The sequence below is a fragment of the Pseudomonas sp. LBUM1643 genome (assembly GCF_059716215.1).
This window is the reverse complement of sequence record NZ_CP166813.1, coordinates 2,379,827-2,402,084: the sequence shown is the minus strand read 5'-3', so window position 1 is coordinate 2,402,084 and position 22,258 is coordinate 2,379,827. Positions and strand designations below refer to the sequence as shown.

General features: G+C 59.1%; 20 protein-coding genes and 1 pseudogene. 11 read left to right on the top strand and 10 right to left on the bottom strand.

Annotation, left to right across the window (positions count from 1 at the left end):
• The first annotated feature begins 50 nt into the window (after window positions 1-50).
• Complete coding sequence (locus ACA063_RS10835) at window positions 51-1,049, top strand: NAD(P)H-quinone oxidoreductase (protein ID WP_497665835.1); 999 nt, start codon at window positions 51-53, stop codon at window positions 1,047-1,049.
• A 206-nt stretch (window positions 1,050-1,255) separates the two neighbouring features.
• Window positions 1,256-2,212: an alpha/beta hydrolase gene (locus ACA063_RS10830; RefSeq protein ID WP_497665834.1), complete on the top strand. Its 957-nt coding sequence runs from the start codon at window positions 1,256-1,258 to the stop codon at window positions 2,210-2,212.
• Window positions 2,213-2,215: 3 nt separating this feature from the next.
• Here the strand turns inward: ACA063_RS10830 and ACA063_RS10825 are convergent, their stop codons facing one another.
• The 3 genes from ACA063_RS10825 to ACA063_RS10815 all read right to left on the bottom strand — a co-directional run bounded on the left by ACA063_RS10825 (window position 2,216) and on the right by ACA063_RS10815 (window position 6,456).
• Complete coding sequence (locus tag ACA063_RS10825; RefSeq protein ID WP_497665833.1) at window positions 2,216-4,030, bottom strand: ABC transporter ATP-binding protein; 1,815 nt, start codon at window positions 4,028-4,030, stop codon at window positions 2,216-2,218.
• Between the two features lie 158 nt (window positions 4,031-4,188).
• Entirely contained in the window at window positions 4,189-5,304 is a 1,116-nt protein-coding gene (locus ACA063_RS10820) for a hypothetical protein (RefSeq protein WP_497665832.1), read from the bottom strand.
• A 114-nt stretch (window positions 5,305-5,418) separates the two neighbouring features.
• Window positions 5,419-6,456 (bottom strand): AraC family transcriptional regulator, encoded by a 1,038-nt coding sequence (locus tag ACA063_RS10815; RefSeq protein WP_497665831.1) that lies wholly within the window; start codon window positions 6,454-6,456, stop codon window positions 5,419-5,421.
• 166 nt (window positions 6,457-6,622) lie between these two features.
• Here ACA063_RS10815 and ACA063_RS10810 point away from each other — a divergent pair, with 166 nt between their 5' ends.
• The 4 genes and pseudogenes from ACA063_RS10810 to ACA063_RS10795 all read left to right on the top strand — a co-directional run.
• Window positions 6,623-7,474 carry a 3-hydroxybutyryl-CoA dehydrogenase gene (locus ACA063_RS10810; RefSeq protein WP_497665830.1) on the top strand — a complete coding sequence of 284 codons (852 nt, stop codon included), beginning with the start codon at window positions 6,623-6,625 and terminating at the stop codon, window positions 7,472-7,474.
• Entirely contained in the window at window positions 7,461-8,120 is a 660-nt protein-coding gene (locus ACA063_RS10805) for a TetR/AcrR family transcriptional regulator (protein ID WP_497665829.1), read from the top strand. The genes ACA063_RS10810 and ACA063_RS10805 overlap by 14 nt, the downstream gene beginning before the upstream one ends.
• 92 nt (window positions 8,121-8,212) lie before the next feature.
• Entirely contained in the window at window positions 8,213-8,626 is a 414-nt protein-coding gene (locus ACA063_RS10800; RefSeq protein WP_162441104.1) for a VOC family protein, read from the top strand.
• A gap of 1,667 nt (window positions 8,627-10,293) precedes the next feature.
• A pseudogene (locus tag ACA063_RS10795) lies at window positions 10,294-10,539 on the top strand (hypothetical protein); the annotation flags it as partial.
• Between the two features lie 11 nt (window positions 10,540-10,550).
• Here ACA063_RS10795 and ACA063_RS10790 read toward each other — a convergent pair.
• Window positions 10,551-10,766 (bottom strand): TOBE domain-containing protein, encoded by a 216-nt coding sequence (locus ACA063_RS10790; protein ID WP_038983759.1) that lies wholly within the window; start codon window positions 10,764-10,766, stop codon window positions 10,551-10,553.
• A gap of 168 nt (window positions 10,767-10,934) precedes the next feature.
• Between ACA063_RS10790 and ACA063_RS10785 the strand changes: the two genes are divergently transcribed.
• Complete coding sequence (locus ACA063_RS10785; RefSeq protein WP_497665828.1) at window positions 10,935-11,204, top strand: hypothetical protein; 270 nt, start codon at window positions 10,935-10,937, stop codon at window positions 11,202-11,204.
• Between the two features lie 65 nt (window positions 11,205-11,269).
• Here ACA063_RS10785 and ACA063_RS10780 read toward each other — a convergent pair whose 3' ends face one another.
• Window positions 11,270-11,869 (bottom strand): trypsin-like peptidase domain-containing protein, encoded by a 600-nt coding sequence (locus ACA063_RS10780; protein WP_497666505.1) that lies wholly within the window; start codon window positions 11,867-11,869, stop codon window positions 11,270-11,272.
• Between the two features lie 538 nt (window positions 11,870-12,407).
• Here ACA063_RS10780 and ACA063_RS10775 point away from each other — a divergent pair.
• Complete coding sequence (locus tag ACA063_RS10775) at window positions 12,408-12,611, top strand: hypothetical protein (RefSeq protein ID WP_162441096.1); 204 nt, start codon at window positions 12,408-12,410, stop codon at window positions 12,609-12,611.
• A gap of 254 nt (window positions 12,612-12,865) precedes the next feature.
• On the opposite strand, the gene ACA063_RS10770 is transcribed toward ACA063_RS10775, so the two are convergent.
• The 5 genes from ACA063_RS10770 to ACA063_RS10750 all read right to left on the bottom strand — a co-directional run bounded on the left by ACA063_RS10770 (window position 12,866) and on the right by ACA063_RS10750 (window position 18,993).
• Complete coding sequence (locus ACA063_RS10770; RefSeq protein WP_497665827.1) at window positions 12,866-14,101, bottom strand: saccharopine dehydrogenase family protein; 1,236 nt, start codon at window positions 14,099-14,101, stop codon at window positions 12,866-12,868.
• A 28-nt stretch (window positions 14,102-14,129) separates the two neighbouring features.
• Window positions 14,130-15,227, bottom strand: a complete 1,098-nt coding sequence (locus ACA063_RS10765; RefSeq protein ID WP_162441094.1) for a carboxynorspermidine decarboxylase — start codon at window positions 15,225-15,227, stop codon at window positions 14,130-14,132.
• Between the two features lie 170 nt (window positions 15,228-15,397).
• Window positions 15,398-16,330, bottom strand: a complete 933-nt coding sequence (locus ACA063_RS10760) for a 2-hydroxyacid dehydrogenase (RefSeq protein WP_497665826.1) — start codon at window positions 16,328-16,330, stop codon at window positions 15,398-15,400.
• Window positions 16,311-17,651, bottom strand: coding sequence for an MFS transporter (locus ACA063_RS10755; RefSeq protein WP_497665825.1), 1,341 nt, complete (start codon window positions 17,649-17,651; stop codon window positions 16,311-16,313). The genes ACA063_RS10760 and ACA063_RS10755 overlap by 20 nt, the downstream gene beginning before the upstream one ends.
• A 442-nt stretch (window positions 17,652-18,093) precedes the next feature.
• Window positions 18,094-18,993 (bottom strand): LysR family transcriptional regulator, encoded by a 900-nt coding sequence (locus ACA063_RS10750; RefSeq protein ID WP_497665824.1) that lies wholly within the window; start codon window positions 18,991-18,993, stop codon window positions 18,094-18,096.
• A gap of 139 nt (window positions 18,994-19,132) precedes the next feature.
• On the opposite strand from ACA063_RS10750, the gene ACA063_RS10745 reads away from it, so the two are divergent.
• Genes ACA063_RS10745 through ACA063_RS10735 form a run of 3 tightly spaced genes read left to right on the top strand, consistent with a single transcriptional unit; the run spans window position 19,133 to window position 22,226 of the window.
• Complete coding sequence (locus ACA063_RS10745) at window positions 19,133-19,897, top strand: SDR family oxidoreductase (protein WP_497665823.1); 765 nt, start codon at window positions 19,133-19,135, stop codon at window positions 19,895-19,897.
• Window positions 19,898-19,919: 22 nt separating this feature from the next.
• Window positions 19,920-20,735 carry a shikimate dehydrogenase gene (gene aroE / locus ACA063_RS10740; protein WP_497665822.1) on the top strand — a complete coding sequence of 272 codons (816 nt, stop codon included), beginning with the start codon at window positions 19,920-19,922 and terminating at the stop codon, window positions 20,733-20,735.
• A gap of 54 nt (window positions 20,736-20,789) precedes the next feature.
• Entirely contained in the window at window positions 20,790-22,226 is a 1,437-nt protein-coding gene (locus ACA063_RS10735; protein WP_497665821.1) for an MFS transporter, read from the top strand.
• Window positions 22,227-22,258: the final 32 nt, after the last annotated feature.

Sequence of the window (22,258 nt, the reverse complement as noted above, 5' to 3'; positions counted from 1 at the left end):
CCCAAATACACGGTCCCATCTACTGGACCCTTCAAATCAGGACAGCAAAAATGACCTTGCCCCAGACCATGACCTTGATCGAAATCACCGAACCAGGCGGCCCGGAGGTCCTGAAACCCCGGCAGGAACCCGTGCCGACCGCCGGCGCCGGCGAAGTGCTGATTCGCGTATACGCGGCCGGCGTCAACCGTCCTGACGTGATTCAGCGTGCGGGCAAATACCCGATGAAGCCCGGTATGAGCCCGATCCCGGGTCTGGAAGTGGCCGGTGAAGTGGTGGCCATCGGCGCGGGCGTCAGTGAGTTCATCGTGGGCGATAAGGTCTGTGCGCTGACCAACGGCGGCGGTTATGCGCAATTCTGCGTCGCACCGGCCAGCCAGACACTGCCGATTCCTCAAGGAATGGATTGGGTCCACGCGGCGGCGGTGCCGGAAACGTTCTTCACGGTGTGGGCCAACCTGTTCGACATCGGCGGTGCCAGCAAAGGCCAGCGCGCATTGGTCCATGGCGGTACCAGCGGTATCGGCACGACCGCATTGATGCTGTGCCGCGAATTCGGCGTCAAGGCGTTCGCCACGGCCGGCAGTGAAGAAAAGTGCGCGGCGATTCGTAAGTTGGGGGCCGAGGCGATCAACTATCGCGATCAGGACTTTGTTCAGGTCGTGCAGGACAAAACCGCTGGCAAGGGCGTCAACGTGATCCTCGACATCATGGGCGGCTCGTACCTTAATCAGAACATCGCGGCACTGGGTATGGAAGGTCGACTGGTGATGCTGGGCTTTCTGGGGGGGGCCCATGCCAAGGACGTCGACCTCATGGCCATTTTGGGCAAGCGCGCGACCATCACCGGCTCCCTGATGCGCTCGCGCACCCGCGAAGAAAAAGCCTCGATTGCCGAACAGCTGCGCGAATACGTCTGGCCGGTACTGGCTGCCGGACGCTGCCTGCCCATGATCGACAAGGTCTACCCGCTGGCCGATGCTGCACAGGCCCATGCGCGGATGGAAGCCGGTGATCACATCGGCAAGATTGTGTTGCAGGTGCAGTAATCGCGATCCCTGTAGCAGCTGCCGAGGCACGAGGCTGCGTCGGGCTGCGCAGCGGCCCCCGAGGGCGGTCCTGCGCACACGCAACGCAGCCTCGTGCCTCGGCAGCTGCAACAGGGTGGGTGCCACGGTCTGTCGATAATTTCCCCGTCTGCGCCGCGCTTCTGTTAAAAACCGAACTTCAGATGTCTTGCCGGTGATTGATACACATGACCTCTTCCCTCCTCGCTCTTCTACGCCGACGCTGGCTGTCGCTGTCGTGCATGGCCGTGCTGATTGTCGGCCTGCCGGCGAGTTGCGGGGTGCTTGAGTACAAAGAGCGCGAATTGCTGTTTCGCATCGAGCCTGGCACCGCCCGCTGGTATCGCGGTTTGCCGCAAGACGTTCAGGAATTCGACATCAAACCCGCCAGCTTCAAGGCAGGTCAGAGCCTGCATGCCTGGTGGTGGCCGGCCGCGCGTCGTGATGCGCCGTCGATCCTGTATCTGCACGGCGTACGCTGGAACCTGACCGGCCAGGCGTTTCGCATCGAGCAACTGCGTGCCATGGGCTATTCAGTGCTGGCCATCGACTACCGCGGCTTTGGTCAAAGCAAGGGGGATTTGCCGTCTGAAGCCAGTGTCTATGAGGATGCACGAGCAGCCTGGGAGCGCTTCACGGCCATGCAGCCGGATGCCAGCAAACGCCTGATCTATGGCCATTCCCTCGGGGGCGCGGTGGCCATCGACCTCGCTGCAGACCTGGCGGCTCAGGCGAAAAAAGACCACGGCCCGGTCCCCGTGCGCGGCCTGGTGATCGAGTCTACATTCACCTCGCTGGGTGATGCGGTGGCGCAGGTAGCCGACAGTAATCTGCCGGTGAAATGGCTGCCGGTGCGCTGGCTGCTGTCACAGAAGTTCGACTCCATCGACAAGATCGTCGACATCGACATGCCCTTGTTGGTAGTCCATGGCCTGGCCGATCAGTTCATGCCATCGCGCTTCAGTCAGCAACTTTTCAACGCCGCCAACGAGCCCAAGCGCCTGTTACTGGTGCCCGGTGGTACGCACAACAACAGCATGAGCCTGGGTGGTGCGCAGTACCGGCAGGCCCTCGACGGCTTGATGAAAGCCAGGCCGCCGCAGGTCGCCGGGCCAACGACAGCTCACGGCGGTCACGATTCCTGAGGGTTATCGATAGCCCTGCGCCTGCAAGTGAAACAGCTGCGCATAGCGCCCTCCGGTGGCGACCAGACTGTCGTGATCGCCTCGCTCCAAAATCGTGCCCTGGTCCAGCACCAGGATGTGGTCGGCATTGCGCACGCTGGAAAACCGGTGAGAAATCAGCAACGTCATGCGCCCCTCGGTGTGCTGGCTGAAATGCTCGAACACCGCCGCTTCCGCCGCCGGATCAAGGGCCGAAGTCGGTTCGTCGAGAATCAGGATGTCGGCGTCGCGGCGCATGTAGGCGCGGGACAAGGCGACTTTCTGCCATTGCCCGCCCGACAGTTCCTGCCCGCCGGCAAACCACCGTCCCAGTTGCGTGGCATAGCCTCGGTCCAGGCCTTTGATGAAGGGCGCCGCCATGCCTTCAGTGGCGGCTTCGTGCCAACGGATTTCATCGCTGAACGCCTGCGTATCGCCAACGCCGATATTTTCACCGACGGTGAATTGATAACGGATGTAGTCCTGGAAAATCACGCCGATGCGCCGCCGCAACGCTTCTTCCTGCCACGTATTCAGGTCGCTGCCGTCCAGCAGAATACGGCCTTGATCGGGGCGATACAGGCGAGTCAGCAACTTGATCAGCGTGGTCTTGCCTGAACCGTTTTCCCCGACCAGCGCGACGCTATGGCCAGGCACCAGGTGCAAATCGATGCCTTCAAGGGCCGCGCGACTCGCCCCCGGATAGCGGAAACCGACGTTCTCGAAACGCAAGCCATCGCCCGGTACTGCGCCCACGGTCAAGTGCCCGGTGTCGACAATCACCGGCTCGGCCAGGTATTCATACAGGCTCGACAGATACAGACCGTCCTCGTACAGCCCACTGATAGCGCTCAGGCTGCTGCTCACCGCTGTTTGCCCCTGCTTGAACAGCACCAGGTACATGGTCATCTGACCGAGGGTGATGTTGCCATGGACGGTGTCGACCACGACCCAGGCGTAAGCCAGGTAAAACGCACCCGTGCCGAGCAATCCGAGGACAAAACCCCAGCCATCCCGGCGCAAGGTCAGCCGGCGGTCTTCGGCATACAGACGCGTGAAGGTATCGCGGTAGCGCTGCAACAACAGGGGCGCAATGCCGAACAGCTTGACCTCTTTGATGTAGGCCTCGTGGGAGAGCAGCGTCTCGATGTAATTCTGCTGCCGGCTTTCCGGCGCACGACGGGTAAACAAGCGAAAGGCATCGCCGGAAAAATGCGCTTCGGCGAAGAACACCGGCAGCGCCCCGACCACCAGCAACACCAGCGCCCATGGCGAAAAATGCACCAGCAATACGCCGAAGCTGATCAGCACGATCAGGTTCTGGATCAACCCCAGGGACTTCATCACCAATGCCAACGGCCGGGTCGACGCCTCGCGCCGCACCCGGACCAGTTTGTCGTAGAACTCGGAATTCTCGAATTGCACGAGCGACAGCGTCTGGGCCTTCTCCAGAATCATCGTGTTGACCTTCTGCCCCAACTGCACCCGCAACAACGATTGCTGAACGGACAATGCCCGCTGAGTCCCGGACAACAACGCCAACACACCAGCCTCGAACAACACGTAACGCACCACCGGCCACAATGGCGCACTGCCCTGCTGGGCATGCAGTTGCATCGCGAACACCACGGCATCGACGATGCGCTGGCCCAACCACGCCGCCAGCGCCGGCAGAACACCGGCGACCAGAGTGGCCAGCACCAGGCCGAGAAACAACGCGCGCGAGGTGCCCCAGACCAGCAGCAAGGCGCGTCGAGCCTGATCCAGCAAGGTGGTGAAGCGGTTTAGAGCAACTGGCATAAAGTTGGCGGGCTCAGCAAATAATGGCGGGTGATCCAACATAGTACGTCAGCTAAACCACCTACTGATCTTATCGAGCGAAACCCTCGCCTACTGCTCCCGATTTTTCTCAAACTGGTAACTCGCCCAGCTGATGTTCAACACGTATTTCCTTCCTATCAAGTTGACGAGTGGGCGTCGGCAGTATTCAAATCACGTGAGCACTCATCGAACCCAGTTACGCTAGTTCGCGGGATGAACTGTACTGCCTTGGTTTCTGTGCGCCAGGGCCGAACGATATACATCCCATCGGCTTCGGCCAAGACTCGTAATTTAACGCTGCGTTCAGGATCGTTTGGACTCTTCACCGATTCCAGTACCTGAGTACCTGGCGCCCAAGTCATGACCGTGCAGTTACGAGCCCCGGTGGATGGAATTTGGAGGGTAACGCCTGCCAGTTTTGCGCTCACCGGCGGAATCAGCCCTAACACGAAGATCACAGCCATCCCTACCAATACTGCGTGAGCAACTGGATGTTCATGGCGACGCGTCACCACAACAAAATAAGTGCCAGCTAACTGAATCAGCCACAGCAGAGCCAACACAATCAGCATGAACGGTATAAACCAATAAACATCATCCACATATTCGCTGGCGCTGCGAGCGGCGACAATGGTGACGTTGAGGATTGCAAACCATTGAACAAACGCCGATATCACGCAGGCAAACCGAAACTCTTTAGATGTTCTGGTTTTCAATACCCGTGTAATTAGCCTGACATGTCCCCATAAAATGAGTGCACCCACCACCCCTTCAAGAACGATCCACCAACTATTACTTTTGACATAAGGTGCCATGGCGCCAATGAACCAAACATGCAACCCCAGCAATAGGAGCCCATACCCCCAATGCGATGCCAAGCGGCGACGAAGCGCAGTCGACACCGAATTACGACTTTCAAAATTAAAATGATCACTCAACCGTTCGCCAGAGTCATTCAACCGTTGGAACATTATGAATGCCGGCATTACGACCAACGAGCCTAACATCGCAATAAAAAAGACCAACATTGCAAACATCGCAGGTAACGCTGCGACCGCTGCGGAAGAAGTAATACTTAAAGGTATTTTTTCTACCTGGATATATTGAAACAAGTACAACCCTGAAATTAGCAAGATACTGCCGCCCAATGGCCAAGCACGTTCATTCAGCCAAAGAAGTCCGCGACTCAGCTGCGCGTAGTGTTTTGTTACTAGGGTTTTTGGTTTGTTTTCGAGACTTTCAATATCGGTCACGTCTAGGGCTCCAGTTCCTTGGGGTCAGCGTCCTTGTCACAACGGTGTTGAACAGAGACTAAGGCCCAAGACTCTACAGCCCGAAACGGATGAAATCACCGGGGTCGCGCTCAATCAGTCGCGTCTGTCAGACGTTTCGCCAATCACTTCCTGAAACCGCGCCCGATACTTCCCCGGACTCTCCCCCGTCCATTTCTTGAACGCCCGATGAAATGCACTCGGTTCCTGAAATCCCAGGCGCTCGGCAATGTCGCCGATGCTCGCATTGCTCTGGCGCAGTTGCTCAAACGCCACGCCGCGCCGCACTTCGTCCTTGATCTCCTGATACGAACAACCTTCTCGCTCGAGTTTTCGCCGGAAGGTGCTGGGGCTCAGGTGCTGTTCCAGGGCGAAGGCTTGCAGGGTCGGCCACTCGCTGTAACGACTGTTGCGTAAACGCTGATGCACCTGTGAGGCCAAGCCATGCTGGTTGCGGAATCGGATCACCAGCCATTGCGGTGCCGTGCGCAGGAATACTTTCAGCGACGCCAGGTCCTGGACCACCGGCAAGCGCAGATAATGACTGGCGAATTCGATCTCGGTGCGTTCGGCGCCGAAGGTCAGGTTCGGCCCCCAGAGCAGACGGTCGTCGCTCAGGGGTACGCGCTCATGACGAAAATCGGCGCGATCGATGGGGATACGGCGCCCGCCCAGCCAGCACAGCAGGCTGATCATCAGGACCAGAAACGTCTCTTCGCCGAAGCGACTGACGTCGTCGCTTCTGGCCTGTGATTCCAGGCTGATGACCGCGCGTTTGCCACGCACGGCCAGCGTGCCGCGAAAATCCCGCAGGAACAGGGAAAAATTGGCCAGGCATTGGCGCATGGCTTTGTGCAGGTCGGGTTCCTGAATCAGCGCCCGGCAGATCAGCGCGAAGGCACCCGGTGGCATGCCATGGGAGTCGAGCCCGAAGAACTCATCGTCGAGCTCGCGGATCTGAATCAGCCACAACGCTGCAAAGGCACTCGCCGGCACGCGTGCCGTGGGCTGCCTGATCAGTGCCGGGTCGATGCCAGCCTCTTGCAGCACCGCTTCCAGACGTTGTGGATGCGCGCCCAGTTCATGAATCATGGCCTGCACAAAGTAGACGGCGACCGAGTCCTTTTCCCGCATGTGAACGTTTCACTCCCCGGTGTCCGCATGGCAAAAAACGCCAGTGCCGTTGAACAGTTTTGGCATAGGACAACGGCCCTGCCAGCTCTAGACTCGCGGCCAATAGTACGCTTTCGGCTGCCACGGCGGCCAAGGTATCGCACGGTTTGATCGCAAGGACTGGAACATGAATCTGCAAAACATTGGCGTGATCGGCGCAGGCACCATGGGTAACGGCATCGCCCAGGTCTGCGCCCAGGCCGGTTTCAACGTAACCTTGCTCGACATCTCCGAGAGCGCCCTGCAAAAAGCGCTCGCAACGGTCGGCAAGAACCTTGATCGCCAGATCGCCAAGGAAACCCTGACCGAAGCGCAAAAACTCGCCATCCTCGAGCGCATCGGCACCAGCACCGATTACAGCCGCTTGCAGGACGTGCAACTGGTGATCGAAGCGGCCACCGAAAACCTCGACCTGAAACTGCGCGTGCTGCAACAGATTGCCGCACAGGTCAGTACCGAATGCGTGATCGCCTCCAACACGTCGTCGCTGTCCATCTCTCAACTCGCTGCCAGCGTCAACCACCCTGAGCGTTTCATCGGCCTGCACTTCTTCAACCCGGTGCCGGTGATGGGGCTGATCGAAGTGATTCGCGGCCTGCAAACCAGCGACGCGACCCACGCCCTCGCGCTGGACATGGCGACCACGCTGGGCAAAACCGCAATCACCGCCGGCAACCGTCCGGGCTTCGTGGTGAACCGGATTCTGGTGCCCATGATCAACGAAGCGATTCTGGTGTTCCAGGAAGGCCTGGCCAGCGTCGACGACATCGACGCTGGCATGCGCCTGGGCTGCAACCAGCCGATTGGTCCGTTGGCACTGGCAGACCTGATCGGCCTGGACACCGTACTGGCCATTCTCGAAGCCTTCTATGACGGGTTCAACGACAGCAAATACCGCCCTGCTCCACTGCTCAAGGAAATGGTCGCCGCCGGCTACCTCGGACGCAAAACGGGGCGTGGCTTTCATGCCTATGCCTGAGCGTTGCTCGCGCTTCGCCGAATACCGGGACAAGGTGCTGGAGCTGTTTGCCAGCAAGGGTTTCGGTCAGGTCGGCATGCGCGAACTCGCGACGTGCCTGGGGCTCGCGCCCGGCTCGCTGTATCACCATTTCCCCAGCAAGCAGCACTTGCTCCTCGACCTGATCGAGGAGTTTTACGAAGAGCTGCTGGCGACCGTGGGACGCATCGAACAGAAGGCGCCGGCCAAACGCGATCGGCTCCATGGGCTGATTCGCGCCCACCTGAATCTGCATCAGGAAATGCCCTGGCACTTCCGTCTGGCAGAGCGCGACAGCGGCTGCCTGAATGACGAACAGCAGGAGCGGGTTCGGCAATTGCGCGAACAGTACGAGCGTAAATTGCTGAAGATGCTCGGTGTTCGATCACGCTTCAGCGCCGAGGGTCTGGTGGCCGCCGGTCATGCCATTGCGTCGATACTCAACAGCGCGCCGACCTGGTTGACGCACGCTCCATTGGAGGAATTCGAGCGCGATGAAATGCTGGAGAACATGGTCAGTGGCGCCATCGAACGCTTGCTGGCACCGCGTCGTGCGAATGAAGCAATAAGCCTCGCCTCTTCCATAGAAAAAACATCTAAAAATACCTCAGCACTCGCTGCGATTTAGGGCTTTGCTACCCGGGTCAATGTCCATCGGAGTTGGCTGGCGAACGCGTCGTCAAAACCGGTGTGATCCCTTCAATGACCGGGAGCTGAAACATGAAAATCAATCCCTACCTGATCTTCAACGGCGACTGCAAAGCCGCCTTCACTTTTTACGCCCAGGCGCTGCAAGGTCAGATCGAAATGATGATGACCTTCGGTGAAAGCCCCGCCCGCGAACATGTTCCGGCGGATCTGCATAACCTGATCATGCACACCCGGCTGCTGGTGGGTGATCAGGCGATCATGGGCTCGGACACGACGCCGGATCGGCCCACCGATGACATGGCCGGGTGTTCGATCTCGCTGAATGTCGACAGCATTGCCGAGGCGGAGCGGGTCTTTAATGCGCTGAAAGAGGATGGCAGCGTGCAGATGCCTCTGGAAAAGACGTTCTGGGCGGCGCGGTTTGGCATGTTGAACGATCGGTTTGGTGTGGCGTGGATGGTGAATTGCGAGAAGGATGAGTGATAGAGCTGGGCGTCTGTGGGAGCAAAGCTTGTTTGCGATTGCGGTCTGATAGGCGATGAGTATTTCCCTGATGCAGCTGGATCAAACTGTGGGAGCTGGCTTGCCGGCGATGGCGGCCTGATTGGCGGTGAGATTTTTGCTGGTGTACATATCCATTCCTGCGGTTACGGCTGCTATGGGTTTCGCTCTTACAGCGAGTCACTTTTGAAAAGCGCAAAAGTAACCCAAACGCTCTTGCCCCACCACTTGGCACCTCGCCTAGGCTCGGTGTGCCCTCACTCCGGCATTGCTCCGCGGGTCGCCGCGATGGGCCATCCCTGGCCCAGCGCGGCTAAACCGGCATCCTTGCCGGTTTACCCGCTGCGCAATACCTGCGTTCGGCCAGCGTGGTTTAACGGGGCGCCTGAGATCAAAATCAAAAGTAAATCGAGGCGGCCTGACAGCCGACCTGACGCTTGAGGCCTGTGCGTTTCCCTGTGGGAGCAGAGCTTGCTCGCGATGGACGTTAACGATGGCGGGAAATCATTGGAAAAACGCCGATATGCAGGAGCTGTCGAGTGAAAAGAGGCTGCGATCTTAAAACCAATAGCAGCCGTGACCGCAGGAATGGATATGTACACCAGCAAGAATCTCACCGCCGATCAGGCAGCCATCGCGAGCAGGCTCACTCCCACAGTTTGATCCGGGTACATCAGGAAAATATCGATCGGCTGTGAGGCCGTCATCGCGAGCAAGCTCGGCTCCCACAGGTGACCGCGTGCGCTTCGAAAGTCAGGTCGGCTGTCAGGCCGCCTCGCTTCGGCTTTTGATCTGCTTTTGATTTTCTTGCCCCATGGGAAGGCCGAGCGCAGGTTCTGCGCAGTGGGCAACCCGGCATGGATGCCGGGTTAGCCGCGCACGGCCAAGGATGGCCGATCGCGGCGGGCCCACGGAGCAGGACCGGAGCGAGGGTATGCCGAGCCTAAGCGAGGCACCGTACGAAAGGGGCAAGAGCGTTTGGTTACTTGGCGCTCTTCCAAGTGACTCGCTGTAAGAGCGAAACCCATAGCAGCCGTTACCGCAGGAATGGATATGTACACCAGCAAGAATCTCACCGCCGATCAGGCAGCCATCGCGAGCAGGCTCACTCCCACAGTTTGATTCGGGTGCATCAGGAAGATATCGATCGGCTATGAGGCCGCCATCGCGAGCAAGCTCGGCTCCCACAGGTGACCGCGTGCGCTTCGAAAGTCAGGTCGGCTGGCAGGCCGCCTCGCTTTGGCATTTGATCTGCTTTTGATCTTGATCTTCTTGCCCCCTCGGCAGGCCGAGCGCAGGTTCTGCGCAGTGGGCAACCCGGCATGGATGCCGGGTTAGCCGCGCACGGCCATGGATGGCCGATCGCGGCGGGCCCAGGGAGCAGGACCGGAGCGAGGGAATGCCGAGTGGCATTCGCCCTGATGAAAAATCAGAGAAAATACCTGTCGGCCTGAGAAATTGGGATTGTCGGGCAACATAGAGTCTCCCACAGTTGATCCGAGTGCATCTGCGGGATATGGGTTGGCCCTCAGGATGCCATCGCGAGCAGGCTCGCTCCCACAGTTAATCCGGGTGCATCAGCGAGAAACCTATCGGCTATCAAGCCGCCATCGCGAGCAACCTTTGCTCTTACAAGGGGTATGGCGTGCCCCCTGAGCCCACCTATCCGACTCGGTGAAATCCTCATCGACGCCAGCATCGATCCCGCGCCTCCCATAACCGAAGTCGAACAAAAGCTGCGTGATGAAACCGCCAAACTCGGCGGTGATGCGGTGGTGGTGGTCTACGATCATATCCAGCCCGTGGCCCGCTATGTCACCGGTCCGCTGTGGAGCCGCGACATCGAAACCATCGAGGGCCGCAAGCTCAAAGGCATCGTCATCGAGTACCGATAAAGCGAGGCTGATTACAACTTGGCAATCGACACCTCGGTGGATTTAACGAAGGCAATCACTTCGCTGCCGACCTTCAATTCCAGGTCGCGCACCGAGCGCGTGGTGATCACCGAGGTGACGATGCCGGAGGCGGTTTGCACGTCGATTTCAGACACCACTTCGCCTTCGACGATTTCCTTGATGACGCCCTTGAACTGGTTGCGGACGTTGATCGCTTTGATGGTCATATTGAGGCTTCCTGGCAAGTGTCGTGATTATTCGCACGGATGTGCAGGCCCCCAAAGTGCACCGACCGAACCAACATTAAAAGGAATATATAATTATCTATTTATACCTTTAAGGAATATGAGATTCATCCAACCGCCCAATCGCTGGCTCCAGCAACGGAGAACGACATGAAGACGCTTAAAGCGCTGCTCATTGCGCCCCTGCTAGTCGCAGGCCTCCTCACCCTTGTCGGGGTTGCCCACGCCGAAGACCTTCTCGAAAAAGGTGTCCGCCACGACCATCGGGAAATTGACAAAGGTGTCGATCACGATGCCGACGAGATCGATAACGGTGTGAAACATGACGAAGACGTCATGGACAAAGAGGACACGCACCTCGATAAAGAACGTCACAAGGAAGACAAGCATCTCGACCAGGAATACAAGAAAGACTTGTGAAGCGACACCGTAGCTGTAACGAGGGAGTTCACTCCCTCGTTACACATGTCAACAACCTTTGATTACTACTTGGCGGCAAACTTCGTCCCGTGCGGACTATCCAGTTTAGCCTGTAACAATTGCCATTCACGTTGAATAATCGAATAGGGAATAAAAACGCTGATCCGTTGCGCGCCTTTTACACCGGGATGCGCACTGACATCGTTTAACGTCGTGGAATAGAACCCCATATTAATACCGACGACGCTGCCATCGTTGGCAATTACGGGGCCACCGGACATCCCCTTGACCAGCGGAGCATCGTGGATGGCATAGAGGTCGCCACTGTGTTCATCGGTATTGAGAAAAGGCGCCTGGTACACCTTGCCCCGGCCGGTAGCGGTGGCCATGTACGGGCTCGACCCAACGGCCGTAATGTCCTCGCCCACCCGCGGTGCGCGCCATGATGGGTAGTGGCCGTTGGCTTTGTGGCGGATGAAGACGAGGTCACAGCCGGTGCTGCAACTGTATTGCACGTTGGGAATCAGCGGCGTATGCCGGGTCGTGACGGCGTAATCCTCATTCCATTGCACGGCCGACGCCATGTACATATACGGAAGAGGAAAGCCTGAGAAAATCGTGAAGTAGGAATCGTTGGCAGCCCCCGAAAAATCGGGTTTTACCATGCCGTTGCATCCTGCGAGTACAGCTCCTATTAAAAAGCAGGCCATGATCTTGATCATGATTAATCACCGACTTAATAGGGAGGATATGACTGTTTTTTGTCGTCAAATAATTGTTTTTTTAAGGTTGTCGTAGTCCTTGCCGAAGAGCGTGATGGCACTTTGTTATTTATGGCTGAGGTTCTGAAAGTTGGAGTAAATGAATTGTGCTAAAGACAATCGCTTTTGGTTACATGAACTAGAGATAAAAATTGACGCCGATATAAAGTCATATTAATGCGTACAAAAAGGTTTCTTCTATGAAGGGGGTGAAACGTTTTTCAGGTGAGTTTGCAAAGTTGACCTAAGCTTCGGTTATCGGCGTGAACATGCCGATCATCGGGTCAAAGGTGGCTGCGCCACTTTTCTGACCATGACTGGCTCAAGGATTGCAAAGGACGCAGATAGCTGGCCCAGAACAACGTAATTCTGACGCGACGGCATTCAAATCAACAATCAAGGACGCCAGCGCTAGGCTAGGTCAGTCACCGGGAGACGGAACGTGTCAACTCTCAATGAAATCGCAGCGAACCACGCGAGAATGGCTAAGGCATTGGCCGATGAAGCAGCCACTTTGGGGGAGCGAGAGGTGCAGGTAGTGGGCGGGTTTGAAATCGTGTGCATGGAAGTCGAATGCATGCCGTTGCATCTGATGGTTGCGTCGCAGGAATCCCAGTCAGGGCAGGTTCTGGGCTACGCGCTCTGACTGCGCACCACTAAATTCGAGAGCCTCACTCCTGTAGGAGCTGACGAGTGAAACGAGGCTGCGATCTTTTGATCTTGCTTTTGAAAAACAGAATCAAAAGATCGCAGCCTCGTTTCACTCGACAGCTCCTACGGGTATCCGCGGTTCAGGACTAAACAAGACAAATAAAAACGCCGCTCAATTGAGCGGCGTTTTTTTATCGACGAACGGAGCACTGAATGAGGCTCACCGGTATGTCGGGAGTCTCAGGGGTTTCAGTTCCAGGGACGATCTCCATTTTCGTCCTTGATGCGCGTCGGCAAGCCCATGACATCCAGGGCCTTGAGGAACGGCTCAGCCGGCAACTCTTCAACGTTGACCATGCGCTGCACATCCCACTCGCCACGGGCGACCAGCAGCGCTGCGGCGACAGGTGGCACGCCAGCGGTGTAGGAAATGCCCTGGCTGTCGGTTTCTGCGTAGGCTTGCTCGTGATCGGCCACGTTGTAGATGAACACCTCGCGCGGCTTGCCGTCCTTGGTGCCCTTTACCAGGTCGCCAATGCAGGTCTTGCCGGTGTAGCCAGGCGCCAGCGAACCCGGATCAGGCAGTACGGCCTTGACCAGTTTGAGCGGCACCACTTCCAGGCCTTCAGCGGTCTTGACCGGTTGCTCGGAGAGCAGGCCAAGGTTCTTCAGCACGGTGAACACGTTGATGTAGTGCTCGCCGAAGCTCATCCAGAAACGCACGTTCGGCACGTCGAGGTTTTTCGACAGGGAGTGCACTTCATCGTGACCTGTCAGGTACAGGTTCTGCTCTCCGACGACAGGCAGATCGTCGGTGCGTTTGACTTCGAACATCGTGTTGCTGGTCCACTGGCTGTTCTGCCAGCTCCACACTTGTCCGGTGAACTCACGGAAATTGATTTCCGGGTCAAAATTGGTGGCGAAATATTTGCCATGTGAGCCGGCATTGACGTCGAGAATATCGATCGAATCAATGCGGTCGAAATACGTTTGCTGTGCCAGTGCGGCATATGCGTTGACCACACCCGGATCGAAGCCCACACCGAGGATCGCGGTGATGTTCTTCTCTTTGCATTCTTCGAGGTGATTCCACTCGTAGTTGCCGTACCAGGGCGGTGTTTCACAGACTTTGCCCGGTTCTTCGTGGATGGCGGTGTCCAGATAGGCCACGCCGGTATCGATGCAGGCACGCAGCACCGACATGTTGAGGAACGCGGAGCCGACGTTGATCACGATCTGCGATTGGGTCTCGCGGATCAGTGCCTTGGTCGCTTCGACATCCAGAGCGTTCAGCGAGAAGGCCTTGATGTCGGCGGGGACTTTGAGGCTACCCTTGGCCTTGATGCTGTCGATGATGGCCTGGCATTTGGAGATGTTGCGCGACGCGATAGCGATACGACCGAGTTCGTCGTTGTGCTGCGCGCACTTGTGGGCCACCACCTTGGCGACACCTCCTGCACCAATGATAAGAACGTTCTTTTTCAATTGCTTTATCACTCCTTATCTGTCCGCTTTACGAAAGGCTGGACAGGTAGTCTTCGTAACCAAATTCACGAACCACTTCGACTGTACCGTCGAGTTGTTTCACTACGATGGACGGCATTTTCAGGCCGTTGAACCAGTTTTTCTTGACCATGGTGTAGCCTGCCGTGTCGATGAACGACAGTCGATCGCCGATGGTCAGCGGACGATCAAATTGGTATTCGCCGAAGATGTCCCCGGCCAGGCACGACTTGCCGCACACCATGTAGGTGTGATCACCCTCGCTCGGCGCCAGCTTGGCGTTGAGGCGATAGATCAGCAGGTCAAGCAAATGCGCTTCGATGGAGCTGTCCACCACCGCCAGGTGCTTGCCGTTGTAAAGGGTGTCGAGCACGGTGACTTCCAGCGAGGCGCTGTTGGTGATCGCCGCTTCGCCCGGTTCCAGATAGACCTGCACGCCATACTTTTGCGAGAACGCCTTGAGCCGCGCACAGAACGCGTCCAGCGCATAGCCTTCACCCGTGAAGTGAATGCCACCGCCCAGACTGACCCAGCTGACCTTGTGCAGCAGCTCGCCGAAGCGTTCTTCGATGGTGCAGAGCATTTGGTCGAACAGGCTGAAGTCGCCGTTCTCGCAGTTGTTGTGGAACATGAAACCGGAGATCTGGTCGATGACGCCTTCGATCTTCACCGGGTCCCATTCGCCCAGACGGCTGAACGGACGCGCCGGGTCGGCCAGCAGGTAATCGGAGCTGCTCACTTGCGGGTTGACGCGCAGGCCGCGGGTCTTGCCTTCGGAGCGCTCGGCAAAGCGTTGCAGCTGGCTGATGGAGTTGAAGATGATCTTGTCGCAGTTATCGAGCATCTCCTCGATCTCATCGTCGGCCCAGGCCACGCTGTAGGCGTGCGCTTCACCTTCGAACTTCTGGCGACCGAGCTTGAGCTCGTAGAGCGACGACGACGTGGTGCCGTCCATGTATTGCTGCATCAGGTCGAACACCGACCAGGTGGCGAAGCACTTGAGTGCCAGCAGGGCCTTGGCCCCGGACTGTTCGCGCACGTAGGCGATCTTCTGCATGTTGACCAGAAGCTTCTGCTTATCGATGAGGTAGTACGGCGTTTTGATCATTTCGAGGCATCCGGCAAGGTTAGCCAAAAAAGGATGCGCATTGTGCCCGCACAGACAACATATCGAAAGAGCAGAAATAACAGCTTGCTGGCATTTAGCTGTGACTGTCGCTTCATCCCCCCGCACCGAGTACTGCCAGCACGACTATGTGAGGCGATCACCTCAACCGATCAATCCGGGACCGGCGTCGGCAACGGCTCACCTGCAAAATGCGCGGCCAGGTTGGCCAGCGTCAACTCCGACATCGCCCGCCGCGTGTCCCAGGTGGCACTGGCCATATGCGGCGCGAGCAGCACATTGTCCAGGTCCAGCAAGCTAGCGTGTGGCCTCGGCTCATCTTCGAACACGTCCAGCCCCGCTCCCAGCAGACGCCCCTCGGCCAACGCCTGTGCCAGCGCCGCTTCATCGACCACACTGCCGCGCCCGACGTTGATGAGGATGCCTTGACTGCCCAGGGCATCGAGCACACCGGCATTAATCAGATGATGAGTCGAGCGCCCTCCCCCTACGGCGATCAGCAGGAAATCCACCGCCGCAGCCAGCTCGGTGACCGACGCGTAGTACGGATAATCCACCGCCAGCGGACGTCGACCGTGGTAGCTGATGTGCATGTCGAAAGACGCGGCGCGCCGGGCAATTGCCTGGCCTATCCGACCCAGTCCAACGATGCCCAGGCGTTTGCCACTGACCTTGCGCGTGAACGCAAAAGGCCCCTGTTGCCAACGCCCCTCACGCACAAAGCGATCGGCCTGGGCAATACGACGGGCAGTGCCCAGCATCAAGGTCATGGCGAAATCGGCGACGTCGTCGGTGAGCACATCGGGGGTGTGGGTCACCGCGATGCCACGGGCCCGGGCAGCTTCAACATCGACACCGTCATAGCCGACACCAAACACGACGATCACTTGCAGATCCGGCAGGCGCTCGATCAAACCGGCCTGCACCCTTGACTCGCCATTGGCGATCAAGGCGCGGATACCCCGAACCTTGTCCGCCTCCAGTTCTTCGCCACTTTCACTGCCTTCCAGCACGTCATAGTCGGCATACAGCCGCTCGCTGAGCATGTCCGGCAGACGCGCGACTTTAAGCACGGTTGATTTCATCGATGCCTCCCTGGACAGCAACAGTAGTGACTTTGCGGATGCGTTGGCCGCCCAGATAAAGACCCAGCACACCGCCTGCAATCAGCGCGGCAGCCACCATCAGCAAGGCATAGTCGTAGCTGTGGGTGGCGTCTTTGATCCAGCCCATGACCGGCGGCAGACCCAGGCCGGCAATGTTGGCAATGGAGTTGATCAAGGCAATCGACACGGCGGCCGCCGGGCCGGACAGGTATTCAGTGGTCGTGGCCCAGAACACGGGCGTCGCCGCCCAGTTCAGACCGACCGCCACCACCAGCAGCACGTACGCCAGCCACTGGTTGCCGGTGAACACCGCCAGGCCGAGCATGACCCCGGCCAGCAGCAGCGGCCCACCCAAGTGCCAGCCTCGCTCGCCGGTACGATCGGAATGACGACCGTTGATGTACATGAACACGCAGGCCAGGAAAAACGGCATCGCCGACAACAGGCTGACGACGAACGAACCCTGTTTGGAGACTGACTGCACGATCAGCGGCAGAAACAGTGTCACACCGATGGTCCCGAACGCTTGCAGCAACCAGAACAGACTCAGCAACCACACCTGACGGCTGCGGAAGGCCACGTGCCAGGCGTCTTTGTGAGAGATCACGGTGGTCGCCTGTTCGGCCTGCAACGTGCGGCTGAGCCAGGCTTTCTGCGCGCTGTCCAGCCAGTGGGTGGTGGTCGGCGAGTCAGGCATGTAGCGCAAGACCACAACACCCAGCACCACCGCCGGAATGCCTTCGAGCAGGAACAACCAGCGCCAGCCGTTGACTCCCAGCACGCCGTCCAGGTGCAACAAGGCGCCGGACATCGGCAGACCAATCACCGACGCCAATGCCGCGCCAATGTAGAACCACGACATGGCCCTGGCGCGGTCGCTGCGGGGAAACCATTGCGACAGGTAGTAGATGATCCCGGGGGTGAAACCAGCTTCGGCCGCGCCCAGCAGCAGGCGCATGACATACAGCTGGTTGGCGCTCTGGATCAGGCTCATGCCGGCGGCAATGATGCCCCAGGTAATCATGATCCGCGCGATCCAGCGCCGCGCACCGACCTTGGTCAGGATCAGGCTGCTCGGCACTTCAAACAGGATGTAGGTGAGGAAGAACAGCCCGACACCCAGGCCATACATGCGCAGGCTGAGGCCGAGGTCGGCATTCATCGTCAACGCCGCCACCGAAATGTTCGACTTGTCGATGTAAGCCACCATGTACAGCAGCATCAGGAACGGAATCAGCTTCAGGTTGAGCTTCTTCATGGTGCTGGCATGCAGACGGACGTCCAGTGAAGGACCAGTCATGGGGGAATTCCTCTTATTGTCTTTATTCTCGGTGCCCGACTGGTGTCGGATCACTGGGTTACGGCTGACCATAAACCAGCGGCGGTTTTAGTTCAATATGTGAATTACAAACCCATAATATGGGATTTTTAAATTTGCCGAAGATGAGCAACCTCTTCTGCCCAAGAAAAAGCCCGGCGAAGTGGCCGGGCTTGTTGTTCACTCAAACGGTCTTCAGGCGGGCGAAATCCTGTGGTGAGGGGATAGGCGAGCGAAATCCTGTGGCGAGGGGATTTAGCGAAACGTCGCACCGCCCCGTTGGGCTGCGCAGCGGCCCCAAAACCATCGCACGCGGTGTACCGGATACACCTCTGTTGCAGCTTTTGGGGCTGCTGCGCAGCCCAACGGGGATGAATCCCCTCGCCACAATATATGCGTTCAGCAGACTGATTGAATCGTTACCCTAACTGGCGTCACTACCCTTCACTGGATAGAGCTCATCAAGCACCTGCATCAGCGCACGTTTGCGTGGGTTTTCCAGACCGGTCCAGGCCACGCCGATGCCGGCGCCGCTCATGGCCAGTGCCAAGGGGCGCGTCACGACACCGTCCGGGAGCGCCGATGCGGCACCGCTGGGCAAGATGCCGATGCCGAGGCCGGCCGCCACCAAGGCCAACTGAGTCGTGAACTCGCCCATTTCCCGGGCAATCGTCAGGGTGATCTTGCGTCGTTGAAAACCGGCCAGCATCTGGTCGTACAGACCGGGGGCGAATTTGCGCGCCAGTACCAGCACCGGGCACTCGGCCAGGTCTTGAGGCTGTATGCGACGCTTGGCGCACAGCGGGTTGTCTTGCGGCAGCGCCACCACCAGGGATTCTTCGAAGAGCATGCGCGTGTGCACGCCGGGTACGTTCAGCGGCAAGCGAACCAGGCCAAAGTCCAGGGCATTGTCCAGCAACGCCCGGGCCTGAGGCAGTGAAGGCATGTCCTTGAGTTCCAGTTCGATGCGCGGGTAGCGCTCCTCCAGCGTGCGCACGAGCATCGGCAACAAATGCGACAGCGTCGACGACACAAACGCCAGGCGCAACACCCCGACTTCTCCGGCTGCGGCTTGCTGTAACACCTCGCGGGCGCGCCCGGCCTGGCGCAACGTTGCGAGGGCTTCGGGCAGGAACAGCGCGCCCTCCTCGGTCAACTCGACCCCGTGCCGGTCACGCTCGAACAACTGCGCACCAACATCGTCTTCCAGCGCACGGATCTGCGCACTCAAGGCCGGCTGGACAATGTGCAGCCGCGCCGCCGCACGACCGAAGTGCAGCTCCTCAGCCAGGATCGAAAACGCCCGTAAATGCTTGAGTTCCATGCTTCCTCCCGATGCGTACCGCTTCCTGGTGATCACGAGGGGTGATCACGGCATCACCATAAACGATTGGCGTGCCAGCGCGATAGCGGTTGAAAGTGGCTCCATTGCCCATTCATGAATTCAGGACAGGGAGACACCCATGATCGACAGCTTTCGTCTGAACGGACATCGAGCGCTGATCACCGGTTCGGTACGCGGCATTGGCCTGGCCCTGGCTCGCGGGCTGGCCCAGGCTGGCGCCCAGGTGGTGCTCAATGGCCGCGATCCCGCACGCGCCCAAGGTGCCTGCGCGCTGTTGCGCGATGAGGGCCTGGATGTCGATTATTCGGTGTTCGACGTGACCGACCACCAGGCCGTCGCCACCGCCATCGATGCGCTGGAAAACCGCCTGGGGCCCATCGACATCCTGATCAACAACGCCGGGTTGCAACATCGTCAGGCACTCCAGGACGTCAGTGCCGAAGACTGGCACCGCCTGATGAGCACCAACCTTGATGGCGTCTTCAATGTGTCGAAGGCGGTGGCCCGGCACATGATTGCTCGCCGGCGCGGCAAGATCATCAACATCGGCTCGGTGCAAAGCGAGCTGGCACGCCCTTCTATCTCGCCCTATGCCGCCAGCAAGGGCGCCGTGCGCATGCTCACCCGAGGCATGTGCGCTGACTGGGCCGGCCATGGCCTGCAGATCAACGCCCTGGCCCCCGGCTATTTCCAGACCGAGCTGAACCAGGCACTGGTCGACGACCCGGCCTTCTGCGAATGGCTGGTGAAACGCACTCCCGCCGGGCGCTGGGGCCATGTCGAAGAACTGTGCGGCGCCGCCGTTTTCCTCGCGTCTTCAGCGTCCGACTTTGTTAACGGCCAGACCCTTTTCGTCGATGGTGGCTTGACCAGCGTCGTCTAACTCTTACGCCAAGGACTCCAGCATGCCTCACTCCCTGCCAACCCTCTGCGGCTCCATCATGGGGTCGCCGTTTTCACTCTCGGCAAAGATCCACAACGCGGCTTACGCAGCGCTGGGCCTGGACTACACCTTCGTCTGCTTTGGCGTCGAAGACCCGGTTGCCGCCGTGGCCGCGATCCGCGCCCTGGGCGTGCGCGGCATGAACGTCTCCATGCCCCACAAAACGGCGGTGATCGCGCATCTGGATGCCATCGACGAATCGGCCCAGGTGATCGGCGCGGTCAACACCATCAATAACGTCGACGGCGTACTCACCGGCTACAACACCGATTACCTGGGGGCCATCCGCGCTCTGGAGGAAGTCACCGAACTCAAGGGCCAGCGTGTTGCCGTGATCGGTGCCGGCGGCGCGGCGCGTGCGGTGGTTTACGGTTGTTTGCAAGCAGCAGCCGAGGTCACGGTGTTCAACCGCAGCATCGAACGGGGTGCTGCTTTGGCCGAGGATTTGGGCGCTCGCTGGGGCGGACATGTCGAAGCGTTCACGGCCGGGACCTTCGACATCGTCATCAACGCGACGTCCGTGGGGTTCAAGCAGCCGGACAGCAACCCGCTGGACGGCCGCCTGGCCAGTCACCTGATCGTCATGGATGTGGCGTTCATGCCGGTGCAGACCGCACTGCTGCTGCAAGCCAACGCGCTGGGATGTCGCACCGTGGCCGGCACCCGCATGTTGGTGCATCAGGCGTGTCGACAAATCGAGTTGTACACCGCAAAAGAGGCACCCATCGACATCATGGAGCAGGCCATGCTCCAGGAAATACAGCGGTTGAAGTTGTAAGCCATCCAACTACCCGTCAATAACAAGATGCCATAAAGGCACCTGGAGGCACCCATGACTCACGATCATTCAGCACCCGATATCGCCTTGATCCCCGACGCGCCAGAGCGCAAGAAAGACCTGCACCGCGCAGCCTGGGCCTGCTCTCTGGGCAGTGCCCTGGAGTACTACGACTTTGCGCTGTACACCCTGGCTGCGGCGCTGATTTTCGGGCCGCTGTTCTTTCCCGAACAGACCCGCGCCATGAGCCTGATCGCCAGCTTCGGCACCTACTTCCTGGGCTTTGCGATACGGCCATTGGGTGGCGTGCTGTTCGGCATGATCGGTGACCGCGTCGGACGCAAGTTCGTGCTCGCGTCGACGGTGCTGTTGATGGGCATTTCCAGCACGCTCATCGGTGCATTGCCCACCTTCCATCAAGTGGGTTATTGGGCACCGGTGATGCTGGTGATCCTGCGTCTGCTACAGGGGCTGGGCGCGGGTGCCGAACAGGCTGGCGCCGCCGTGATGATGACCGAGTACGCGCCCGAAGGCCGGCGTGGTTTCTACGCGGCCCTGCCGTTCCTCGGTATCCAGTTGGGCACCATCCTCGCGGCGCTGGTGTACTTCCTGGTGGTCAGCGGCAATGACAACGTGATCGAGAGCGGGCTGTGGCGTGTGCCGTTCTTCAGCAGCGTAGTGATTGTTGCACTGGGCCTGTACATGCGTCTGTCACTGAAGGAATCGCCGACCTTCATCCGCCTCAAGGCGCTCAAGCGCGTCTGCGACAACCCGCTGAAAAGTGCGATGAAACACTCCAAACCCACCTTGTTGATCGGCATCGGTCTGCGCCTCGGGGAAAACGGCGGTTCATCGATTTACCAGGCCCTGGCGGTGAGCTACATCGTGGGCGTGGTCGGCCTGCAAGGACCGGTGGGTGTGCTGACGCTGATCTGCGCCGCCAGCCTCGGCGCGCTGACTGTGCCGATTGCCGGCAAGCTCAGTGATCGCTTTGGTCGAGTGGTGGTCTACCGCGCCTTCGCGCTGGTGCAGCTCGCGCTGGCCTTCCCGGTGTGGTGGGTACTCAGCCAGGGCAATGTGGTGGCGAGCATCATTGCGATTTCAATCGCACTGGGCATCGGGACCTGGGGCATGTTCGGCACCCAGGCAGCGTTGTTGCCCGAGTTGTTCGGCTCGCGTCACCGCTACATGGGGGTTTCTATTGCCCGTGAAGTGTCGGCCGTGATCGCGGGGGGCATCGCGCCAATGATCGGTGCCGGCCTCATCGCCCTGGTGGTGGCCAGCCACGACGGCGACGCCGCTGCGGGTGTCGGCGCCTGGCTGCCGATTGCCTGCTACCTGGCGCTGCTCACGCTGATCACCCTGTACGCCACGTTCAAGACGCCGGAAACCCTCAACCGCGACCTCGACGAACCTCGGGATGCCTGGGAAATAGCCAACGCCTGCGCAGAGATGCCGGTGCAGGCCAGTACCAACGCACGCACCGCCTGACCTCGTCGCGTCCAGGACCAGGGTCGGCTCGC